General features: G+C 72.1%; 15 protein-coding genes. 8 read left to right on the top strand and 7 right to left on the bottom strand.

Annotated features, from left to right (window positions below):
- The first annotated feature begins 80 nt into the window (after positions 1 to 80).
- Positions 81 to 1,721 (top strand): glucose-6-phosphate isomerase, encoded by a 1,641-nt coding sequence (pgi, locus tag ACFYWJ_RS09575; RefSeq protein WP_355273536.1) that lies wholly within the window; start codon positions 81 to 83, stop codon positions 1,719 to 1,721.
- On the opposite strand, the gene ACFYWJ_RS09570 is transcribed toward pgi, so the two are convergent.
- The 4 genes from ACFYWJ_RS09570 to ACFYWJ_RS09555 all read right to left on the bottom strand — a co-directional run bounded on the left by ACFYWJ_RS09570 (position 1,690) and on the right by ACFYWJ_RS09555 (position 5,377).
- Positions 1,690 to 2,283 (bottom strand): potassium channel family protein, encoded by a 594-nt coding sequence (locus ACFYWJ_RS09570; RefSeq protein ID WP_355273538.1) that lies wholly within the window; start codon positions 2,281 to 2,283, stop codon positions 1,690 to 1,692. The genes pgi and ACFYWJ_RS09570 overlap by 32 nt on opposite strands.
- Positions 2,284 to 2,366: 83 nt before the next feature.
- The gene (locus ACFYWJ_RS09565; RefSeq protein WP_355273541.1) at positions 2,367 to 3,041 is read right to left on the bottom strand and encodes a nucleoside/nucleotide kinase family protein; all 675 of its coding nucleotides are present in this window, start codon (positions 3,039 to 3,041) and stop codon (positions 2,367 to 2,369) included.
- 84 nt (positions 3,042 to 3,125) lie between these two features.
- Positions 3,126 to 4,754, bottom strand: a complete 1,629-nt coding sequence (locus tag ACFYWJ_RS09560) for an acyl-CoA dehydrogenase family protein (protein WP_355273544.1) — start codon at positions 4,752 to 4,754, stop codon at positions 3,126 to 3,128.
- Positions 4,755 to 4,771: 17 nt separating this feature from the next.
- Positions 4,772 to 5,377 (bottom strand): TetR/AcrR family transcriptional regulator, encoded by a 606-nt coding sequence (locus tag ACFYWJ_RS09555; protein ID WP_355273547.1) that lies wholly within the window; start codon positions 5,375 to 5,377, stop codon positions 4,772 to 4,774.
- A gap of 63 nt (positions 5,378 to 5,440) precedes the next feature.
- Here ACFYWJ_RS09555 and ACFYWJ_RS09550 point away from each other — a divergent pair, with 63 nt between their 5' ends.
- Complete coding sequence (locus ACFYWJ_RS09550) at positions 5,441 to 6,208, top strand: crotonase/enoyl-CoA hydratase family protein (RefSeq protein ID WP_355273550.1); 768 nt, start codon at positions 5,441 to 5,443, stop codon at positions 6,206 to 6,208.
- Positions 6,208 to 7,431 carry a hypothetical protein gene (locus ACFYWJ_RS09545; RefSeq protein WP_355273552.1) on the top strand — a complete coding sequence of 408 codons (1,224 nt, stop codon included), beginning with the start codon at positions 6,208 to 6,210 and terminating at the stop codon, positions 7,429 to 7,431. Before ACFYWJ_RS09550 ends, ACFYWJ_RS09545 begins: the two co-directional genes overlap by 1 nt.
- A gap of 51 nt (positions 7,432 to 7,482) precedes the next feature.
- Here the strand turns inward: ACFYWJ_RS09545 and ACFYWJ_RS09540 are convergent, their stop codons facing one another.
- Positions 7,483 to 8,184, bottom strand: coding sequence for a TetR/AcrR family transcriptional regulator (locus ACFYWJ_RS09540; protein ID WP_355273555.1), 702 nt, complete (start codon positions 8,182 to 8,184; stop codon positions 7,483 to 7,485).
- 58 nt (positions 8,185 to 8,242) lie between these two features.
- On the opposite strand from ACFYWJ_RS09540, the gene ACFYWJ_RS09535 reads away from it, so the two are divergent.
- Positions 8,243 to 8,932 carry a DUF4386 family protein gene (locus ACFYWJ_RS09535; RefSeq protein WP_355273558.1) on the top strand — a complete coding sequence of 230 codons (690 nt, stop codon included), beginning with the start codon at positions 8,243 to 8,245 and terminating at the stop codon, positions 8,930 to 8,932.
- Here the strand turns inward: ACFYWJ_RS09535 and ACFYWJ_RS09530 are convergent.
- Positions 8,890 to 10,188 carry an alpha/beta hydrolase-fold protein gene (locus ACFYWJ_RS09530; RefSeq protein WP_355273560.1) on the bottom strand — a complete coding sequence of 433 codons (1,299 nt, stop codon included), beginning with the start codon at positions 10,186 to 10,188 and terminating at the stop codon, positions 8,890 to 8,892. The two genes, ACFYWJ_RS09535 and ACFYWJ_RS09530, sit on opposite strands and share 43 nt — an antisense overlap.
- Before the next feature lie 123 nt (positions 10,189 to 10,311).
- Between ACFYWJ_RS09530 and ACFYWJ_RS09525 the strand changes: the two genes are divergently transcribed.
- Positions 10,312 to 12,414, top strand: a complete 2,103-nt coding sequence (locus tag ACFYWJ_RS09525) for a DUF2156 domain-containing protein (protein WP_355273562.1) — start codon at positions 10,312 to 10,314, stop codon at positions 12,412 to 12,414.
- Positions 12,415 to 12,421: 7 nt separating this feature from the next.
- On the opposite strand, the gene ACFYWJ_RS09520 is transcribed toward ACFYWJ_RS09525, so the two are convergent.
- Positions 12,422 to 13,114 (bottom strand): pyridoxamine 5'-phosphate oxidase family protein, encoded by a 693-nt coding sequence (locus ACFYWJ_RS09520; protein WP_355273565.1) that lies wholly within the window; start codon positions 13,112 to 13,114, stop codon positions 12,422 to 12,424.
- 79 nt (positions 13,115 to 13,193) lie between these two features.
- Here ACFYWJ_RS09520 and ACFYWJ_RS09515 point away from each other — a divergent pair, with 79 nt between their 5' ends.
- The 3 genes from ACFYWJ_RS09515 (at position 13,194) to ACFYWJ_RS09505 (ending at position 16,368) form a co-directional block, all read left to right on the top strand.
- On the top strand, positions 13,194 to 14,579 hold the full coding sequence (locus tag ACFYWJ_RS09515; RefSeq protein WP_355273567.1) for a PLP-dependent aminotransferase family protein: 1,386 nt from the start codon (positions 13,194 to 13,196) through the stop codon (positions 14,577 to 14,579).
- 107 nt (positions 14,580 to 14,686) lie between these two features.
- Positions 14,687 to 14,932 (top strand): DUF2630 family protein, encoded by a 246-nt coding sequence (locus tag ACFYWJ_RS09510; protein ID WP_355273570.1) that lies wholly within the window; start codon positions 14,687 to 14,689, stop codon positions 14,930 to 14,932.
- A complete protein-coding gene (locus ACFYWJ_RS09505; protein ID WP_355273573.1) occupies positions 14,929 to 16,368 on the top strand; it encodes an NAD(P)/FAD-dependent oxidoreductase in 1,440 nt (479 codons plus the stop codon). The genes ACFYWJ_RS09510 and ACFYWJ_RS09505 overlap by 4 nt, the downstream gene beginning before the upstream one ends.

Genomic DNA, 16,368 nt, shown 5'->3' with positions numbered 1-16,368 from the left:
GAGTCAGCGTAGGCCGCGGGCCGTGAGCGCACATCGAACTGCGGCGCCGGACTTCATCGGACGCTGTAATGTCGGCTGACGTGAGCAGCGACATCACCGCGTCGGCGGCTTGGCAGGCACTGTCGGACAACCACCGCAGCGTCGCACCCCTACACCTGCGCAAACTGTTCGCCGATGATCCGGCGCGCGGCAAAGACCTGACCGTGCAGGTCGCCGACCTGCACATCGACTACAGCAAGCATCGCGTGACGCGCGAAACCCTCGCGCTGCTCGTCGATCTCGCCCGCACCGCGGGCGTGCCGGAGCGGCGCGACGCGATGTACGCGGGCGCCCACATCAACACCTCCGAGGACCGCGCGGTCGGGCACATCGCCCTGCGGCTGCCGGTCGGCGATCAGCTCAGTATCGACGGCGCCGACGCCGACGCCGAGGTGCACGAGGTGCTGCGCCGGATGGGCGAATTCGCCGATTCGGTGCGTTCGGGCGAGTGGCGCGGCGCGACCGGCGAGCGCATCACCGCCGTGGTCAACATCGGCATCGGCGGCTCGGATCTCGGGCCCGACATGGTGTACCGCGCGCTGCGCCACTACACCGATCCCGGCATCGAGGCCAGGTTCGTCTCGAACGTCGACCCGTGCGATCTGGTCGCCAAGCTCACCGGGCTCGACCCGGCGACGACGCTGTTCATCGTCGCCTCCAAGACCTTCTCCACCCTGGAGACCCTGACCAACGCCACCGCGGCCCGCCGCTGGCTGGTCGCCGCGCTCGGCGAGGACGCCGTCGCCAAGCACTTCGTCGCGGTGTCGACCAACGCGCAGCGGGTGGCCGAGTTCGGCATCGACCCCGCGCACATGTTCGGCTTCTGGGATTGGGTGGGCGGCCGGTATTCGGTCGACTCCGCGATCGGCCTGTCGGTGATGGTGACCATCGGCAAGGAGCAGTTCGCCGAATTCCTCAGCGGAATGCACGCGGTCGACCGGCATTTCGCCACGGCTCCGCTGGAGCAGAACGGGCCGGTGCTGCTGGCCATGCTCGGGGTCTGGTACACGAATTTCTTCGGTGCGGAATCGCGCGCGGTGCTGCCGTATTCGAACGACCTGGCCCGCTTCCCCGCCTATCTGCAACAGCTGACGATGGAATCCAACGGCAAGTCGGTACGCGCCGACGGCACCCCGGTGACCACCTCGACCGGCGAGATCTTCTGGGGCGAGCCGGGCACCAACGGCCAGCACGCCTTCTACCAGCTGCTGCACCAGGGCACCCGGCTGATCCCGGCCGATTTCCTCGGTTTCGCCCGCTCCACCGACGACCTGCCGACCCGCGACGGCACCGGCAGCATGCACGACATCCTGATGAGCAACCTGTTCGCACAGACCAAGGTGCTGGCCTTCGGCAAGACCGCCGAGGAGATCGCCGCCGAGGGCACCGATCCGGAGCTGGTGCCGCACAAGGTGATGCCGGGCAACCGGCCGAGCACCACGGTGCTGGCGCCGGAGCTCACGCCGTCGACGGTGGGTCAGCTGATCGCCCTCTACGAGCATCAGGTGTTCGTCGAGGGCACCGTGTGGGGTATCGACAGTTTCGATCAGTGGGGCGTCGAGCTGGGCAAGCAGCAGGCGCTGGAGCTGATGCCGCTGCTCAGCGAGCCCGCGCAGCCGGTGACGCAGGGCGATTCGTCGACCGACGAACTCATCGAGTGGTATCGGGCCCATCGTCGCTGACGCCGGCGCCCGGCGTCGCGCGGGCGGCGGCGGCGCGGTCCGCGGCGGCGATCCGGGTGTTCACGCTGTTGGTCGCGATGGAGATCAGCGTGCCGAGGACGACCAGGTCGAACACGATCTGCACCATCGTCGCGATACGGGCCGCCTGACCCACCGCGTGCACGTCGCCGTAACCGATCGTGCCCAGGGTGACCATCGTGTAGTAGAGCGCGTCGGTGCGCGTCGTCAGGCCCTGGAACTGGCCGGGTTGCAGCTGCTGGAGCCGGAAGTAGTACAGCGAGAAGACCACACAGACGATGCACACCACGAGCAGCACACCGTCGACCCGTCCGCCCGCCGAGGTCGGCGCGTTCAGGAAGTGCTCGACCCGGCGCCAGACCAGCCAGCCGAGCCCGATGATCCCGGCGATGAAGGTGCACACCCCCATCACCCGGCCCGGCCACGCGTTCAGGTCGAAGAAGAACCCCACCGGCACGCTGTAGTAGAGCAGCAGCGCGAACACGGCCGCCGCCGCGTTGCGCAGCGCGTGCCCGGGCATGCGGGTCCGCCACCGTCGCGTCATCGCTCCATGATTGCCCGCCGAGCGCCCATTTCCGCGCGTACGCGCCGACAGCGGGCCGCGACCGACCACCACTGCCGAGTCAGCTAGCCGATCCGATAGCCCTCGCCGTCCGCCGTCAGCACCTGATCGGCGCGAGGTCTGCTCCCCGCGACGAGGTCGGCATTGCGCAGATCGCTGTCGGTGACCTTCGCTTTCGCCTGCGCCGGCGTGCGACCACCGACCGTGTGCCGGTGCAGCAGCCGCTCGGTGAGGACCTCGCGGGGCGCGTCGAGGTACCAGCAGGCGTCGAGCAGCCCGCGCACCGCCGCCCACCCGGGTGCTTCGGCGTCGGTGAGCAGCAGGTAGTTGCCCTCGACGAGGACGATGTCCTCGTCGCGCACGACCACTCCGGCCGCGGTCGGCTCGTCGATCGCCCGATCGAACAGCGGCCACGGCACCGGTTCCCCGATCCGCGACCGCCGCAGCGCGCGCAGGTCGGCGACGAACCCGGCGGCGTCGAAGGTGTCGGGCTCCCCCTTCCGCGCCAGCGCGCCCCGCGCGCGCAGCGCCGCGTTGCGCAGGTGGTAACCGTCCATCGGTGCCACCACCGCGCGCCGCCCCGCACGGGCGAGTTCGGCGCACAGCCGGTGCGCCAGCGTCGATTTGCCCGCGCCCGGCGGACCGGCGATGCCGAGCAGATACCGCTGCCCCGGCACGCCGGCCGCCGGAACGCGCTGGGCGAGGTCGCGCACCGACAGGAGGTCGCTCGTCGAGGTCACCGGATCACCCTAGGCGACAGAGAATGCCCGTCGGCGGTCGTCGACAGGCGCACCGGTGGCGGTCCGCTCGATCCGCCACGCGGCTCAGGCCAGGTCGACGAAGGCCCGTTCGATGATCGAGCCGGTGTCCGCCCCGACGGGCAGCGTGCCGAAGGCGATGCCCCAGTCGCCACCGAGCCGGGTCGCGCAGAAGGCGTCGGCGACCGCCGGGTGACCGTGGCGCACGAGCTGCGCGCCCTGGAGGACCAGCGCCATCAGTTCCACGACCCGGCGGGCGCGGTACTCGATGTCGGACAGGTCGCTGAGTTCCTTGCCGACGCGGTCGATCGCGTCGTCCAGGCGCGCGTCGGCGCCGCGGGCGAGGCCGACCTCGGCGAAGTACGCCTCGACGGTCTCGGGCTGACGGCCCATGGCGCGCAACGCGTCCAGCGCGGCCACATTGCCCGACCCCTCCCAGATCGACATGAGCGGCGCCTCCCGGTACAGCCGGGGCATGCCGGATTCCTCGGCATACCCGTTGCCGCCCAGGCATTCCAGCGCCTCGGCCGCGTGCGCGGGCGCCCGCTTGCACACCCAGTACTTGGTGATCGCCAGCGCGATCCGGCGCAGCGCCGCCTCGGCCGGGTCGCTGCCCGCGCGGTCGGTGGCACCGGCGAGGCGCATCATCACCGTGGTCGCGGCATCGGACTCGATCACCAGGTCGGCCAGCACATTGCGCATGGCGGGCTGGTCGATGAGCTTGGCGCCGAACGCCTCCCGGTGCCTGGCGTGGTGCACGGCGGTGACCGCGCCGAGCCGCATGCCGGTGGCCGAGCCGATCACGCAGTCGAGGCGGGTCATGTTGACCATCTCGATGATCGTCTTCACGCCGGCGCCCTCGGCGCCGACGAGCCAGCCGGTGGCGTTCTCGTACTCGATCTCCGAGGACGCGTTGGACTTGTTGCCCAGCTTGTCCTTGAGCCGCTGGATGCGGATCGGGTTGCGGGTGCCGTCGGGCAGCACGCGCGGCAGCAGGAAGCACGACAGCCCGCCCGGCGCCTGGGCCAGCGTCAGGAACATGTCCGACATGGGCGCGGAGGTGAACCACTTGTGCCCGACGATCCGGTACGCGCCGTCGGGCTGCGGGGTGGCGGTGGTGGTGTTGGCCCGCACATCCGAGCCGCCCTGCTTCTCCGTCATCGACATGCCCGCGATGAGCCCGGCCTTGGTCGACGGTTCACGCAGGCCGAAATCGTAGGTGCGGGAACCGAGCAGCGGCTCGTACTTCGCGGCGAGCTCCGGATTGTGGCGCAGCGCGGGCACCACCGCGTAGGTCATCGAGATCGGGCACATGTGCCCGGCGTCGGCGATGCCCCAGGTGTAGAACTTGGCGGCGCGGGCAGTGTGCGCGCCGGGCCGCTCGTCCAGCCACGGCGAACCGTGCAGGCCGTGCGCGACAGCGACATTCATCAGGTCGTGCCAGTGCGGGTGGAACTCCACCTCGTCGACGCGATGCCCCCAGCGGTCGTGGGTGTGCAGCACCGGCGGGTACTCGTTGGCGAGCCTGCCCCAGTCCTGCGCGGCGACATCGCCCGCGAGCCTGCCGAGTTCGCGCACCTCGGCCTCGGCCCAGCCCGCGCCCTCCCGGTGCAGGCCCTCGAGCAGCGCGGGGTTGCGCGCGGCGTCGAAGGGGACGAGCGGAGGCACCTGATTGAAGACTTCGTGGGTCGGCATGGCCGGAACTCCTTCGACTACGACGTTTCCGGGCGCGCACCCAGGGCGCGCACGGCGAAAGCAACCAATTCGGGGATGACGGTCTCGGCGTGCGGCGCGGCGGCCAGCGGACCGACCAGCACCTCGCCGATCGCGCCGACGAGCGCGGCGGCGCTGATCGCGGTGTCCTGCGCGGGCAGGCGGCCCTCGGCGATGCCGTGCGCGATCGCGGCTTCGAACGCGGCGGCGAACGCGCGCCGGAACTCGAGCCGTTGCGCGTCGACAGCCGCGTCGACCGGCTCGGCCAGCAGCACGTACGCCAGTTTCGGGTTCTTGAGCGCGCGCCCGGCGAAGGTCTCCACCGCCGCGCTCACCCGCTGCAGGACATCGCCCTCGGCCACCGCGGCGCGGACCGCCTCGACCTCGCGGGCGACCACGGTCTCGAAGACCGCGGCGACCAGTTCGGCCTTGTTCTCGAACTGCTTGTAGACCGTGCCGGTGGCGACGCCCGCCTCCGCGGCGACCGCGGCCATCGAGAGCCCGGCGAAGCCGTCGCGGGAGAGCACGCGGGTGGCGCCCTGCACGATCAGCGCCCGTTGCGCGTCGAGCCGGGCCTGCACGGCCGGGGTCCTGCGGTACACCATACGAAGAAGTGAACCACCGATTCACCCCTTCACACAAGGGGCGATCCGCCGTATGGTCGAACGATGTCAGTACGTGTCGAACACGCGGGCCCGGTCACCACCGTGATCCTGGACCGGCCGGAAGCCCGCAACGCCGTCGACGGCCCGACCGCCCGCGCCCTGGCCGACGCCTTCCGGGCGTTCGACGCCGACCCGAATGCCTCGGTGGCGGTGTTGTGGGGCGAGCACGGCACCTTCTGCGCCGGCGCCGACCTCAAGTCGCTGGGCACCGAGAACAGCAATCAGGCCACCGTCGAGGGCGACGGCCCGATGGGCCCCACCCGGCTGCGGCTGTCCAAGCCGGTGATCGCCGCGGTCGCCGGCTACGCCGTGGCGGGCGGACTGGAACTGGCGCTGTGGTGCGATCTGCGGATCGCCGAGCAGGACGCCACCTTCGGCGTCTTCTGCCGGCGCTGGGGCGTGCCGCTGATCGACGGCGGTACCGTGCGGTTGCCCCGGATCATCGGCGAGGGCCGGGCGCTGGACCTGATCCTCACCGGCAGGCCGGTGAGCGCGCCGGAGGCGTTGCAGATGGGCCTGGTCACCCGGGTCGTCCCGACCGGTGACGCCCGCCGCGTCGCCGAGGAACTGGCCGCCCAGCTGGCCGCCCTCCCGCAGACCTGTCTGCGCTCGGACCGCGCCGCGCTCTACGAGCAGCACGGCCATCCCGAGGACGAGGCGATGCGCATCGAATTCCAGCACGGCCTGACCGCGCTCACCGGCGGCGCGCTCGACGGCGCCGCCCGCTTCGCCGCGGGCGCGGGCAGGCACGGTAGCGCCGACCAGCGGTGATGGACCGGCTCACGGTCGTCGACGAGATCTTCCTGCGCACCCATCGCGGCATGGGCACGCCCATCGCGCTCCAGGGGCTCTGGCGGATCCCGGACGCGATGGAACCCGCACTGCTGCAACGGATCCACGATCGGCTGCGAGTCGGTGACCTCGGCCGCCGGGTGGTCAACGCCCGCGTACCCGGTGCGCGGCGCGGCTGGCGGCCGAACACCCTGGCCCATCCCCTCGACCGCGCAGGCGCCCCGCTACCGGAGCACGCGATCCTCCCGTGGGCCGACGCACTCGGCACCGACCTCGACCCGGAGTTCGGTCCGGGCTGGCGGCTGTCCTGCGCGCCGCTGCACGACGGCGGAACCGTTGTCGCCCTGACCTGTTCGCATGCGCTGGCCGATGCCCGCGGCCTCATCCACGCGGTCGACGCCGCCCTCGGCGAACTCGGCGCCATCGACGACGACCTGCCCGACGCACTCGCAACGGCATCGGACTGGGCCGATGCCCGCGCCCAGTGGTCCACCATCATCGGCGGCACGGCACGCGCCCTGCGCCGTGGGATTCCCCGGCCTCAGGCCACCACTGCGCACGAGCCGTCGCCGGGCAGGTCCGTCCACAGCACGCTGCTGGTCTTCGACGCCGCCGAGTGGGACGCCACCGCCGCCGCGACCGGCGGAACCCCCAACAGCCTGTTCATCCACGTGGTGGCGAACATTCTGTGGGAGACCGGATTCCAGCATCCGGAGATCGCCGCGAGCCTGCCGGTCGACACCCGCGACGAACCGCGCGTGGACAACGACCTCGCGATGACCGAGATCGCGATCGACCGCACCGATACCCCCGCGACGATCCGCGACAAGGCCCGCACCGCCTACCTGCGCCGCATGTCGAGCCCCGCGGGACTGCCGGAGGAAATCCTCCAGGTCCTCCCCGACCGCTGGGCCAACGCGCTCAGCCGGGGCGCCGGCGAGCGAGACATCCTGTGCTCCAATATCGGAACGCTGCCCGACAGCCTGCGCACGGTCGGCACGCACCGCTGCGACCGCGTCGCCGCGCGCGCGATCCACCCGGGGATCACCGAGTTCCCTCGCACCCGGCTCGCCGGGTATCTGTCCCGACTCGGCGATACCTACACCCTCGCGCTGGTCAGCCTGGCCGCGGACCGCGAGACCCTGCGCACCGCGCTCACGCGGGCCTGCGCCACGGCCGGAATATCCGCCGCGAGTTGGTAATCCGGCCGGACCGGTGTCCGGCCACGCACGCGTCCGCCGCGTATCCCGCCCTCAGCTCGCCGTCATCCCGGTGAGCAAGGCCCGCAACCCCCACACGAACTGATCCACCGAGTTCCACGCGGCGATCTCGTCCAGGTGCGCGGCCGTGCGCGGCCACCGGGTGCCGTCGAGCTCGTCCAGGGCGGCCCTGCGCAGCGCGATCCGCTCGGATTCCGGTGGTAGCGGCGGCTTTCCGTCGGTCTCGGCGACCTCGAGCGCGACCGCGCCGAGTACCTGCACGATCACCGCGTACACCCCGTGCGCCCGGGTCTGCGCGGGCAGCCCGCCGCGCGCCAGACAGCCGAACATCGCCTCGCCGACATCGCGCGCCGCCGGGCCGTCCATCGGACCCGACATCATCAGCGTGGCGACCGCCGGATGTGCCAGCAGCTGGTCCCGCAGGCCGAGGGCGAACTGGATCACCGCGGCGGTCCACTCCACGCCGGGATCGACGAGCGGGCCGAGCGGCACCGCGGCGAGCACCCGTTCGATCACCGCGCGTTCCAGGTCGGCGCGGCTGGCGACATAGGTGTACACGGCGTTCGGGTTGACCCCCAGCCGCCCGGCCACGGCCCGGATCGAGAGGGCGTTCGGTCCGCCTTCGTCGAGCAGGTCGAGCGCGGTGTCGACGACCTGCCCCTCGGTGAACGACCGCCGCGTCGGCCGCGGCGCACCGGCCGCGGCGCGCCGACCTGTTGACTTCTCCTCCGGCATGCGATGGACTGTACCCCGTACAGCTACCTGTACCCCGTACAGCCAGAATGGAAACCTCATGCGCACCAAGCCATGGCCCGCCATCACCCTGCTGATCGCGGCCCCGCTCCTGATGAACCTGGCCTTCACCGGTCTGGGTGTGTCGTTCGACTACCCCGACGTCCTGCAGCTGCCCGCCACCGAGGCGCTCGCGAAATTCCGCGCCGAGCAGACCACCGTCGTCGCGCTGTTCACCCTGCTCGCCGCCGCGGCCTGCGCCTTCGCCCCGCTGGCCGTCCTGGTCGGCAGACTCGACGACGCACCGACCATGCGGTGGGCCGTGCGGGTAGGCATCGCGGCCGCGATCGTCCAGACGGTCGGCCTGCTGCGCTGGCCGCTGCTCGTGCCCTGGCTCGCCGACCGGGTCGCCACCGAGGGCCCCGGCTCCCCCGCGATCGACACCTTCGAGAATGCCAACACCGTCCTCGGCACTGTCCTCGGCGAGACCGCCGGCTACACCCTCACCGCGCTGTGGACGGTCCTGGTCGTCCACGCGCTGCGCGATCGCGTCCCCCGCTGGTTCGCCGTCCTCGGCTACCTCGGCGCGGCCGCCGTCGCGACCGGCGTGCTGGTCCCGCTCGGCGTCGAGGCGGCCGGGCTCACCAATTTCGTCGGCTACCTGCTGTGGAGCGGCTGGCTGCTCGCCTTCGCCGCCCTGCTGATCCGCTATCCCGTGAGGCCGAGTCTGGTGGCCAGCCACGGGAGTTGATCGCGCAGCCCGGCGGACCACAGCGCGAAGCTGTGCCCGCCGGGCAGCACCCGCAGCCGGACATCCATCCCGGCGTCCTTCGCCGCCTGATACATCCGCTCGACCTGCGGGCGATAGATGTCGTCGTCGGCGCCGACCACGAACGCGCCGGCGGAGTCCGGGTAGGACCGGCTGCGCAGCAGGTCGAGCGGGTTGACCCGCAGCAGCGCGGCGGTGTCGCCGCCGAAGGCCGAGTCGACCGTGCGCTTGCGATCACCGAGCGTCGGCTCGTCCTCCCCGGACAGGTCGAGGAAGGTGGGATAGACCTGCGGATAGTTGGTCGCCAGTTGCAGCGCGCAGGTCCCGCCGTAGGACAGTCCGCCCACCGCCCAGGCGCGTGGATCCGGATCGACCTGGAGATTCGCCCGGACCCACGCGGGCACGTCGACGGCCAGATACGTGGCGACATTGCCCAGCCGCGAGTCCAGGCACAGCGGGTTCGCCAGCTGACTACCGGTGCCGTCGGCGACCACCACGACCGGCGCGAGCCCGTGGTGCGCGCGGGCGAAGGCGTCCATCGTCTCGACCAGCTGCCCGCCGACGATCCAGTCGTCGGGCGCGCCGGGCTGACCGGCGAGCAGGACCAGCACCGGCAGCAGCGGCCGTGGATCGGCGAAATAGGCCGGTGGCAGATAGATCTCGGCGGCGCGGGCGGTGAACCCCGACTCGGTCGGCGGCACCGTCGCGGTCAGCACCTTGCCGCCGGGCGGCAGTCCGGCGGGCTCGGTCCACACCGATTCCAGCGGCCGCCCGCTCACCACGTCCGCGGTCCGGCTCAGCGCGCTGGCGTCGATGCGCTGGATGTCGTCGATGCCAAGGGCCGAACCCACCGTCGGATACGACGCGTAGACGAGATTGATCCGGACACCGACCGCCATCAGCACCGCGACCGCGGCGAGCAGGGTCACGATCGCGGTCCACACCCTGCGGCGCACCAGGATTCGCGGCACCACCAGCAGCACCGCCGCCACGCCCACGCCGATCAGCGCGTACACCGACACCGCGATCGGATCGGGGAACGGCCGCCACACCTCTTCGACGAACAGGTACAGCGCGACGGTCACCACAGCGGCCGCCAGCAGCACGATCGGCATCGTCGTCGTGAGGTAGCGCCGCGACCGCGCACACAGCAACCACACCGCACCCAGGACGCCGAGCAGGGTGAGCGTCACCGGGAGCCATCCGGCGAGCAACGACAGATCGGTGATCCTCGACATCGCTGACCTCCACAGATGCCACCTCGACGCGCGGACCCGGGTCCGCGCGCGGCCACGATGACATACGGTACACAGACGACTTCACCGCGTCCGCGTGGCGCACTCGCAGCAAAGGGTGGATCGATGGACGACGACACAGCTGCCACCGCGCCCGCCCCGCCGGGCGCACTCGCCACCGCCGCTACCGTGCTCCGGCGAGTGCCGTTCACGGTCGGCTTCCTCGTCCTGGTGATCCTCCTCGGCCTCGCGACCGGTGGCCTCTGGCGGCGGCTCGACGCCAGGTCCTGGTTCCCCGACATCGCCTACGGCTGGCCGCCGCTCACCGAGGGCAAGTGGTGGACCCCGGTGTCCGGCTGGTTCTTCGGACTCACCCCGTTCCAGTACGCCGTCATGACAGTGCTTTTCGCGCTCGCGGTGGGCTGGGCCGAGTGGCGGCTCGGCACCGCGCGCACCGCGCTGGTCTGCGTCAGCGCCCAGCTGATCGGCGTGCTCGTCGCGTCGACCCTCGTCGGGGTGCTGCAACACACCCATCTCGGCTGGGCGGATCGGCTGGCCGAGGTCCGCGACGTCGGATTCACCACCGCGGCCCTCGCTGCGATCGCCGCGGCCTCGGCGACGCTGCGCTCGCCCTGGCGGCTGCGGGTGCGCGCCGTGCTGGCGGCGCACGTGTCGATCACCTTCCTGTTCGAGTCGACCTTCGCCGACCTCACGCACCTGATCGCCGTGGCGCTGTGGTTCCCGCTGGGCGAGAAGCTGTTCAGCACCACCGAGCACGGCTTCTGGCCGCGCACCCGGCGCGAGATGCGGATGCTCGCCTTCATCGGGCTGCTGCTGATCGCCGCGGTCTCGGTGCTGGTGTACTTCTTCCCGACCGACAGCCTGCTCGGCCCGACCGGGGAGGAGCGCGGCTCGCTGTGGAGCACGATCGTGACCGTCGCGGTGATCGCGGTGATCGCCGATCAGCTGCGCAAGGGCAGGCGCTGGGCCTGGTGGATCGCGATCGGCTACGGCACCGTGCACGTGGTCCTCACCCTGGTGCTGCTCGGGGTGGCCATGGGTACCGACTACGCCACAACCGGCGCGGTGACCGTCGGCACCGCGCTGCTGTGGGCGGGCGAAGTGGCCCTGCTCTACGGCGGACGCGGCGCGTTCCGGGTGCCCAACCGGCGCAAGATCACCGGCGGCGCGCTGTCGGGGACCGAGCCCGGCGCCGCGGCGCGCGCGCTGCTGGCCCGCTTCGGCGGCAGCACCATGTCGTGGATGATCACCTGGCCGGAGAACAAGTACTGGTTCGCCGCCGACGGCGAACGCTGCGTCGCCTACCAGCGGCACGCGGGCACGGTGATCGTGCTGACCGATCCGGTCGGCCCGCCGGACCTGCTGCCCGACACCCTCGCCCGCTTCACCGACCGCTGCGAAGCCGACGGCCTGGTGCCCTGCCTGTTCTCCACCACCGGCGCCGTCGCCGAGCTGGCGGGCGAACTCGGCTGGCGCAGTGCGCAGATCGCCGAGGACACGATCGTCGACCTGCCGCAGCTCGAGTTCAAAGGCAAACCGTGGCAGGACATCCGGTCGGCGATCAACAAGGCGAACAAGGAGGGCATCTCCTTCCGGATGGTCCATCTCGCCGAGGAGCCGTTCGCGGTGCTGGCGCAGGTGCGCGCGATCTCGGAGGAGTGGGTCGGCGAAAAGGGCCTGCCGGAAATGGGATTCACGCTCGGCGGGGTCGAGGAGGCGCTCGATCCCGAGGTGCGGGTCGGGCTGGCGATCGATACCGACGGCAGCGTGCACGGCGTCACCTCGTGGCTGCCGGTGTACGCCGCCGGCGGCGAGATCCGCGGCTGGACCCTCGATGTGATGCGCAGGCGGCCCGACGGCTTCCGGCCGGTCATCGAATTCCTCATCGCCTCGGCCTGCCAGACGTTCAAAGAGGAAGGCGCCGAGATCGTTTCGCTCTCCGGCGCCCCGCTGGCGCGCAGTGCGGGCACCGACGACGCCGAGCCGATCGATCGACTGCTCGAAGGACTCGGCGCCGCCATGGAGCCGTACTACGGATTCCGGTCGCTGCACACGTTCAAGGCGAAGTTCCAGCCCCGCCACGAACCGGTGTTCCTGTGCTACCGCGACGAGGCCGACCTGCCGCGGATCGGGATCGCGCTGACGAAGGCGTACCTGCCGGAGGTGTCGGCCAAGGACCTGATGGCCCTGAGCGCGGCACCGCGCTGAGGCCGCCTCAGCCGACGATCACCGGACTCGGCGTCACCCGGGCCGCGACATCGGCGGGCACCGCGACGCCGGGTTCCAGATCGGTGGCGTCGATCGGCTCGCCCCAGACCTGGCGCAGCGGCAGCACCCCCGCCCAGACGCCGCCGGTCTCGATATCGGCCGCGTCGTCGTTGGGGCCGCCGGTCCGCACCTTCACCGAGGCCTCGGTGAGATCCAGCGCGAGCACCATGGTGGCCGCCATCTCCTTGCGATTGGGCGGGCGCACCCGGTCCCAGGCGCCCGGCGCGGCGTGCTCGACGATCACCCGCAGCGCGTTCTCGCGCTCGGCCTCGTCGGTGACCAGCGCCGCGCGGCCCCGGATCACCGCGGACCGGTAGTTCATCGAGAAGTGCATGGCCGAGCGCGAGTAGACCAGTCCATCGACGTGGGTCACCGCGATCGAGATCTCGGTCCCGATGGCGGCGCGCATATTGCCCGCACCGGTGGAGCCGTGGAGGTAGAGGGTGTCGCCCGCGCGGCCGTAGACGGTCGGCAGCACCACCGGCGAGCCGCCGAGCAGCACGCCGAGGTGGCAGACCAGGCCCGCGTCGAGCACCGCGTCGAGCTCGGCGCGGTCGGCGCGGCCACGTTCCTTGGACCGCGTCAGAGTGCTGCGCGGGGTCGGCGACAAGGGGGTGCGGATGCTTTCGTGCGTGGTCATAAGATGAGCTTCGCCGATGAAGTGGACCGCAGACAGGTCCACTTCGGCAGTAGATCAACAGGCCAATTCGAGGTGGGCGATGCTCGACGATCTGCCGATTCCGCTCGACCGGACCGCGCCGGAACCGCTATCGGTGCAGGTAGCCGATGCCCTGCGCGCCGCGGCGACGGGCGGGGTGCTGCGCGTCGGCGAGCGGCTGCCGTCCTCGCGCACCCTCGCCCAGCGGCTCGGGGTCAGCCGGGCGGTGGTGTCGACCGCCTATGACCAACTGCACGCGGAAGGCTGGATCGCCGGGCGGCGCGGGTCGGGCACCTATCTGCGCACCGCCCCCGCCGCCGCGCCACCGCGCGCCGCCCCCGGTGGCGACACCGATCCCGACGCGGGCCTGCTCGATCTGGGTCCGGGCGCGCCGTGCGCGGACGCCGTCGACCCGGCCGCCTGGCGCCGGGCCTGGCGTGCGGCGGGCGACCAACCCGCCGATGCCCGCAAGGACCGGGCGGGCGAACCCGCCTTCCGGGTCGCCGTCGCCGAGCACCTGCTGCGCCATCGCGGGCTGGCCGCCGGGACCGCCTCGGTGGTGCTCGCCACGGCCGGGACCAGCGCGGGGGTCGGCGAGCTGGCCTCGGCGCTGCTGCGTCCCGGCGACACCGTCGCGATCGAGGACCCCGGCTATCAGCGGGCCGTCGGCGCGTTGCGGGCGGCGGGCATCCGTGTGCTGCCGGTCCCGGTCGACGCCGACGGACTGCGCGTCGACCTGATCCCGGCCGGTGTACGCGCGGTCTACTGCACACCGGCGCACCAGTTTCCGCTCGGCGCGCGGATGCAGGCCGCGCGCCGGGTCGAGCTGATCGAATTCGCCAGGGCGACCGGCAGCTTCGTCATCGAGGACGACTACGACGGCGAATTGCGCTACGACACAGCGCCGTTGCCGCTGCTCGCCGCGATGGCGCCCGACGTGGTCGTGCATCTCGGCACCACCAGCAAGATCATCGCCACCACCCTCGGCGTCGGCTGGCTCGTCGCCGGGCCCGAGATCGCCGACGCGGTGCTCGCCCACCGCGCCGACACCGGAACCGCCCCCAGCCCCGCGGGCCAGCGGGTGCTCAGCGAGTTCGCCCGGCACGGCGACCTGGCCCGGCACCTGCGCAGGCTGCGCCGGGTGGTGCCGCCGCGACGCGCCCTGGTGGTCGACGCGCTCGCCCGCCACGGTCTGCCGGTGGTCGGTGACGACGCGGGCTCGCACGTGGTGGTCGAGCTCCCCGACGCGGCCGCCGAGCAGCGCGCGATCGCCGCCGCCCGCGCCCGCGGCGTCCTGCTCGACGGCCTCGCCCGGCATCATCTCGGCGCGGAGTACCGGTTCGGCGTCGCCATCGGCTACACCGCGCCGAGCCGGGCCGAACTGGCCGCCGCGGTGCCGATCGCGGCCGACTGCCTGGCCGCCGCCCGGCCCGATCTCCCCCGGTAGCGCCGCTGATCGCCGCGCCGCCACCCGGCACGGTCGTAGCATGGACCCCGACCCGGTGCGGGTCGCTGTTCGGGCACTACCCCTCCGACCATCGAAGTGGTGAGCACATGAACGATCAGGACATTCTGGCGCGGATCAAGCAACTGGTCGACGACGAGCACGCCCTGCGCGCCAAGGCCACCGCGGGCGAGATCGACCCGGTCGCCGAACGCCAGCAGCTGGCCCAGCTGGAGGTGATGCTCGACCAGGCGTGGGATCTGTTGCGGCAGCGCCGCGCCCGCTCCGGCGCCGACGAATCCCCCAACGACACCGAGATGCGTTCCCCGCGTGAGGTCGAGGGCTATCTGCAGTGACCGACGCCGAATACGACGTCGTCGTCCTCGGCGCCGGCCCGGCCGGTGAGAACGCCGCCGCCTACGCCATCGCGGGCAGCGACCGCACCGCCGCGCTCGTCGAACGGGAGCTGTACGGCGGCGAGTGCAGTTACTGGGCCTGTATCCCCAGCAAGGCGCTGTTGCGCTCCGGCGCGGTCCTCGGCCTGAGCCGGGCGATGCCGGGGGTGACCGCGAGCGGCCCGCAGGTGGCCGACGTGCTGGCCCGCCGCGACGCCTTCACCCACGATCGCGACGACAGTTCCCAGGTCGACTGGGCGAAATCGGCCCGCATCGACCCGGTGCGCGGCTCCGGCAGGCTGCTGGGCGAACGGCTCGTCGAAGTCGCCACCGAGGACGGCGTGCGCGTCCTGCGCGCCCGCCACGCGGTCGTGCTGGCCACCGGCACCACCGCCACCATTCCGCGCATTCCCGGCGTCGCCGAGGCCCTGCCGTGGATCTCCCGCGACGTCACCAATCTGACGGTCGTCCCGCGCCGGGTCGCCATCATCGGCGGCGGCGTCGTCGCCTGCGAGGCGGCCACCTGGCTGGCCGAGCTGGGCGCCGAGGAGGTGACGCTGCTGGTCCGCGGCGATCGCCTGCTGCCACGCGCCGAACCGTTCGCCTCCGAGCTGGTGCTGCGCGGCCTGCGCGACACCGGCGTCGTGACGGTGCGGCTGCACACCGAACCGTCGCTGATCTCCCGCCGCGACCCCGCCGACACCGGTGTCGGCCGCATCCACGGCGGTCCGGTCACCCTGGTCCTCGACGACGGCGAACTCGAGGTCGACGAACTCGTCGTCGCCACCGGCCGCACCCCCGCCACCGCCGGGCTCGGCCTCGACGCCGTCGGCCTGCCCGCGGGCTATGTCGAGGTCGACGACCAGCTGACCGTGCGCGGGGTGCCCGGCGACTGGCTCTACGCCGTCGGCGACGTGAATCACCGTGCGGCACTGACCCACATGGGCAAGTACCAGGCCAGGGTGTGCGGTGACGTCATCGCCGCGCGCGCCGAGGGCAGGCCGCTGGACCGGCCCCGGTTCACCGCGAGCGCCGACCACCAGCAGGTGCCCCAGGTCGTCTACACCGCACCGGAACTCGCTTCCGTCGGCATCACCGAACACGAGGCGCGCACCGCCGGGCACGCGGTCGGCACCGTCGAGATCGATATCGCCGTGGCCGGTTCGTCGCTGTCCCGCGACGATTTCCGCGGCCGCGCGAAACTCGTCGTCGACACCGCCTCGGACCGCCTGCTCGGCGCGACCTTCGTCGGTCCCGACATGGGCGAGCAGTTGCACGCGGCGACCATCGCGGTGGTCGGCCGAGTGCCGCTGGAGACGCTGTGGCATGCCGTGCCGTCGTTTCCCGCCGTCAGCGAGTTCTGGCTGCGCCTGCTGGAGGCGTGGCGCGACCGCTGA

This window comes from Nocardia sp. NPDC003269 (assembly GCF_042888005.1).
Taxonomy (GTDB): domain Bacteria; phylum Actinomycetota; class Actinomycetes; order Mycobacteriales; family Mycobacteriaceae; genus Nocardia.
Note: the sequence above shows the minus strand (reverse complement) of the source record. Positions and strands in the feature narration are given on the sequence as shown.

Coding starts and splice junctions, on each gene's coding strand:
- ACFYWJ_RS09545 (WP_355273552.1), top strand. CDS start 6,208: ATGGACCGGCTCACGGTCGTCGACGAGATCTTCCTGCGCACCCATCGC.
- ACFYWJ_RS09530 (WP_355273560.1), bottom strand. CDS start 10,188: ATGTCGAGGATCACCGATCTGTCGTTGCTCGCCGGATGGCTCCCGGTG.
- ACFYWJ_RS09555 (WP_355273547.1), bottom strand. CDS start 5,377: ATGGTGTACCGCAGGACCCCGGCCGTGCAGGCCCGGCTCGACGCGCAA.
- ACFYWJ_RS09535 (WP_355273558.1), top strand. CDS start 8,243: ATGCGCACCAAGCCATGGCCCGCCATCACCCTGCTGATCGCGGCCCCG.
- ACFYWJ_RS09520 (WP_355273565.1), bottom strand. CDS start 13,114: ATGACCACGCACGAAAGCATCCGCACCCCCTTGTCGCCGACCCCGCGC.
- ACFYWJ_RS09515 (WP_355273567.1), top strand. CDS start 13,194: ATGCTCGACGATCTGCCGATTCCGCTCGACCGGACCGCGCCGGAACCG.
- ACFYWJ_RS09550 (WP_355273550.1), top strand. CDS start 5,441: ATGTCAGTACGTGTCGAACACGCGGGCCCGGTCACCACCGTGATCCTG.
- ACFYWJ_RS09570 (WP_355273538.1), bottom strand. CDS start 2,283: ATGACGCGACGGTGGCGGACCCGCATGCCCGGGCACGCGCTGCGCAAC.
- ACFYWJ_RS09560 (WP_355273544.1), bottom strand. CDS start 4,754: ATGCCGACCCACGAAGTCTTCAATCAGGTGCCTCCGCTCGTCCCCTTC.
- ACFYWJ_RS09540 (WP_355273555.1), bottom strand. CDS start 8,184: ATGCCGGAGGAGAAGTCAACAGGTCGGCGCGCCGCGGCCGGTGCGCCG.
- ACFYWJ_RS09525 (WP_355273562.1), top strand. CDS start 10,312: ATGGACGACGACACAGCTGCCACCGCGCCCGCCCCGCCGGGCGCACTC.
- ACFYWJ_RS09510 (WP_355273570.1), top strand. CDS start 14,687: ATGAACGATCAGGACATTCTGGCGCGGATCAAGCAACTGGTCGACGAC.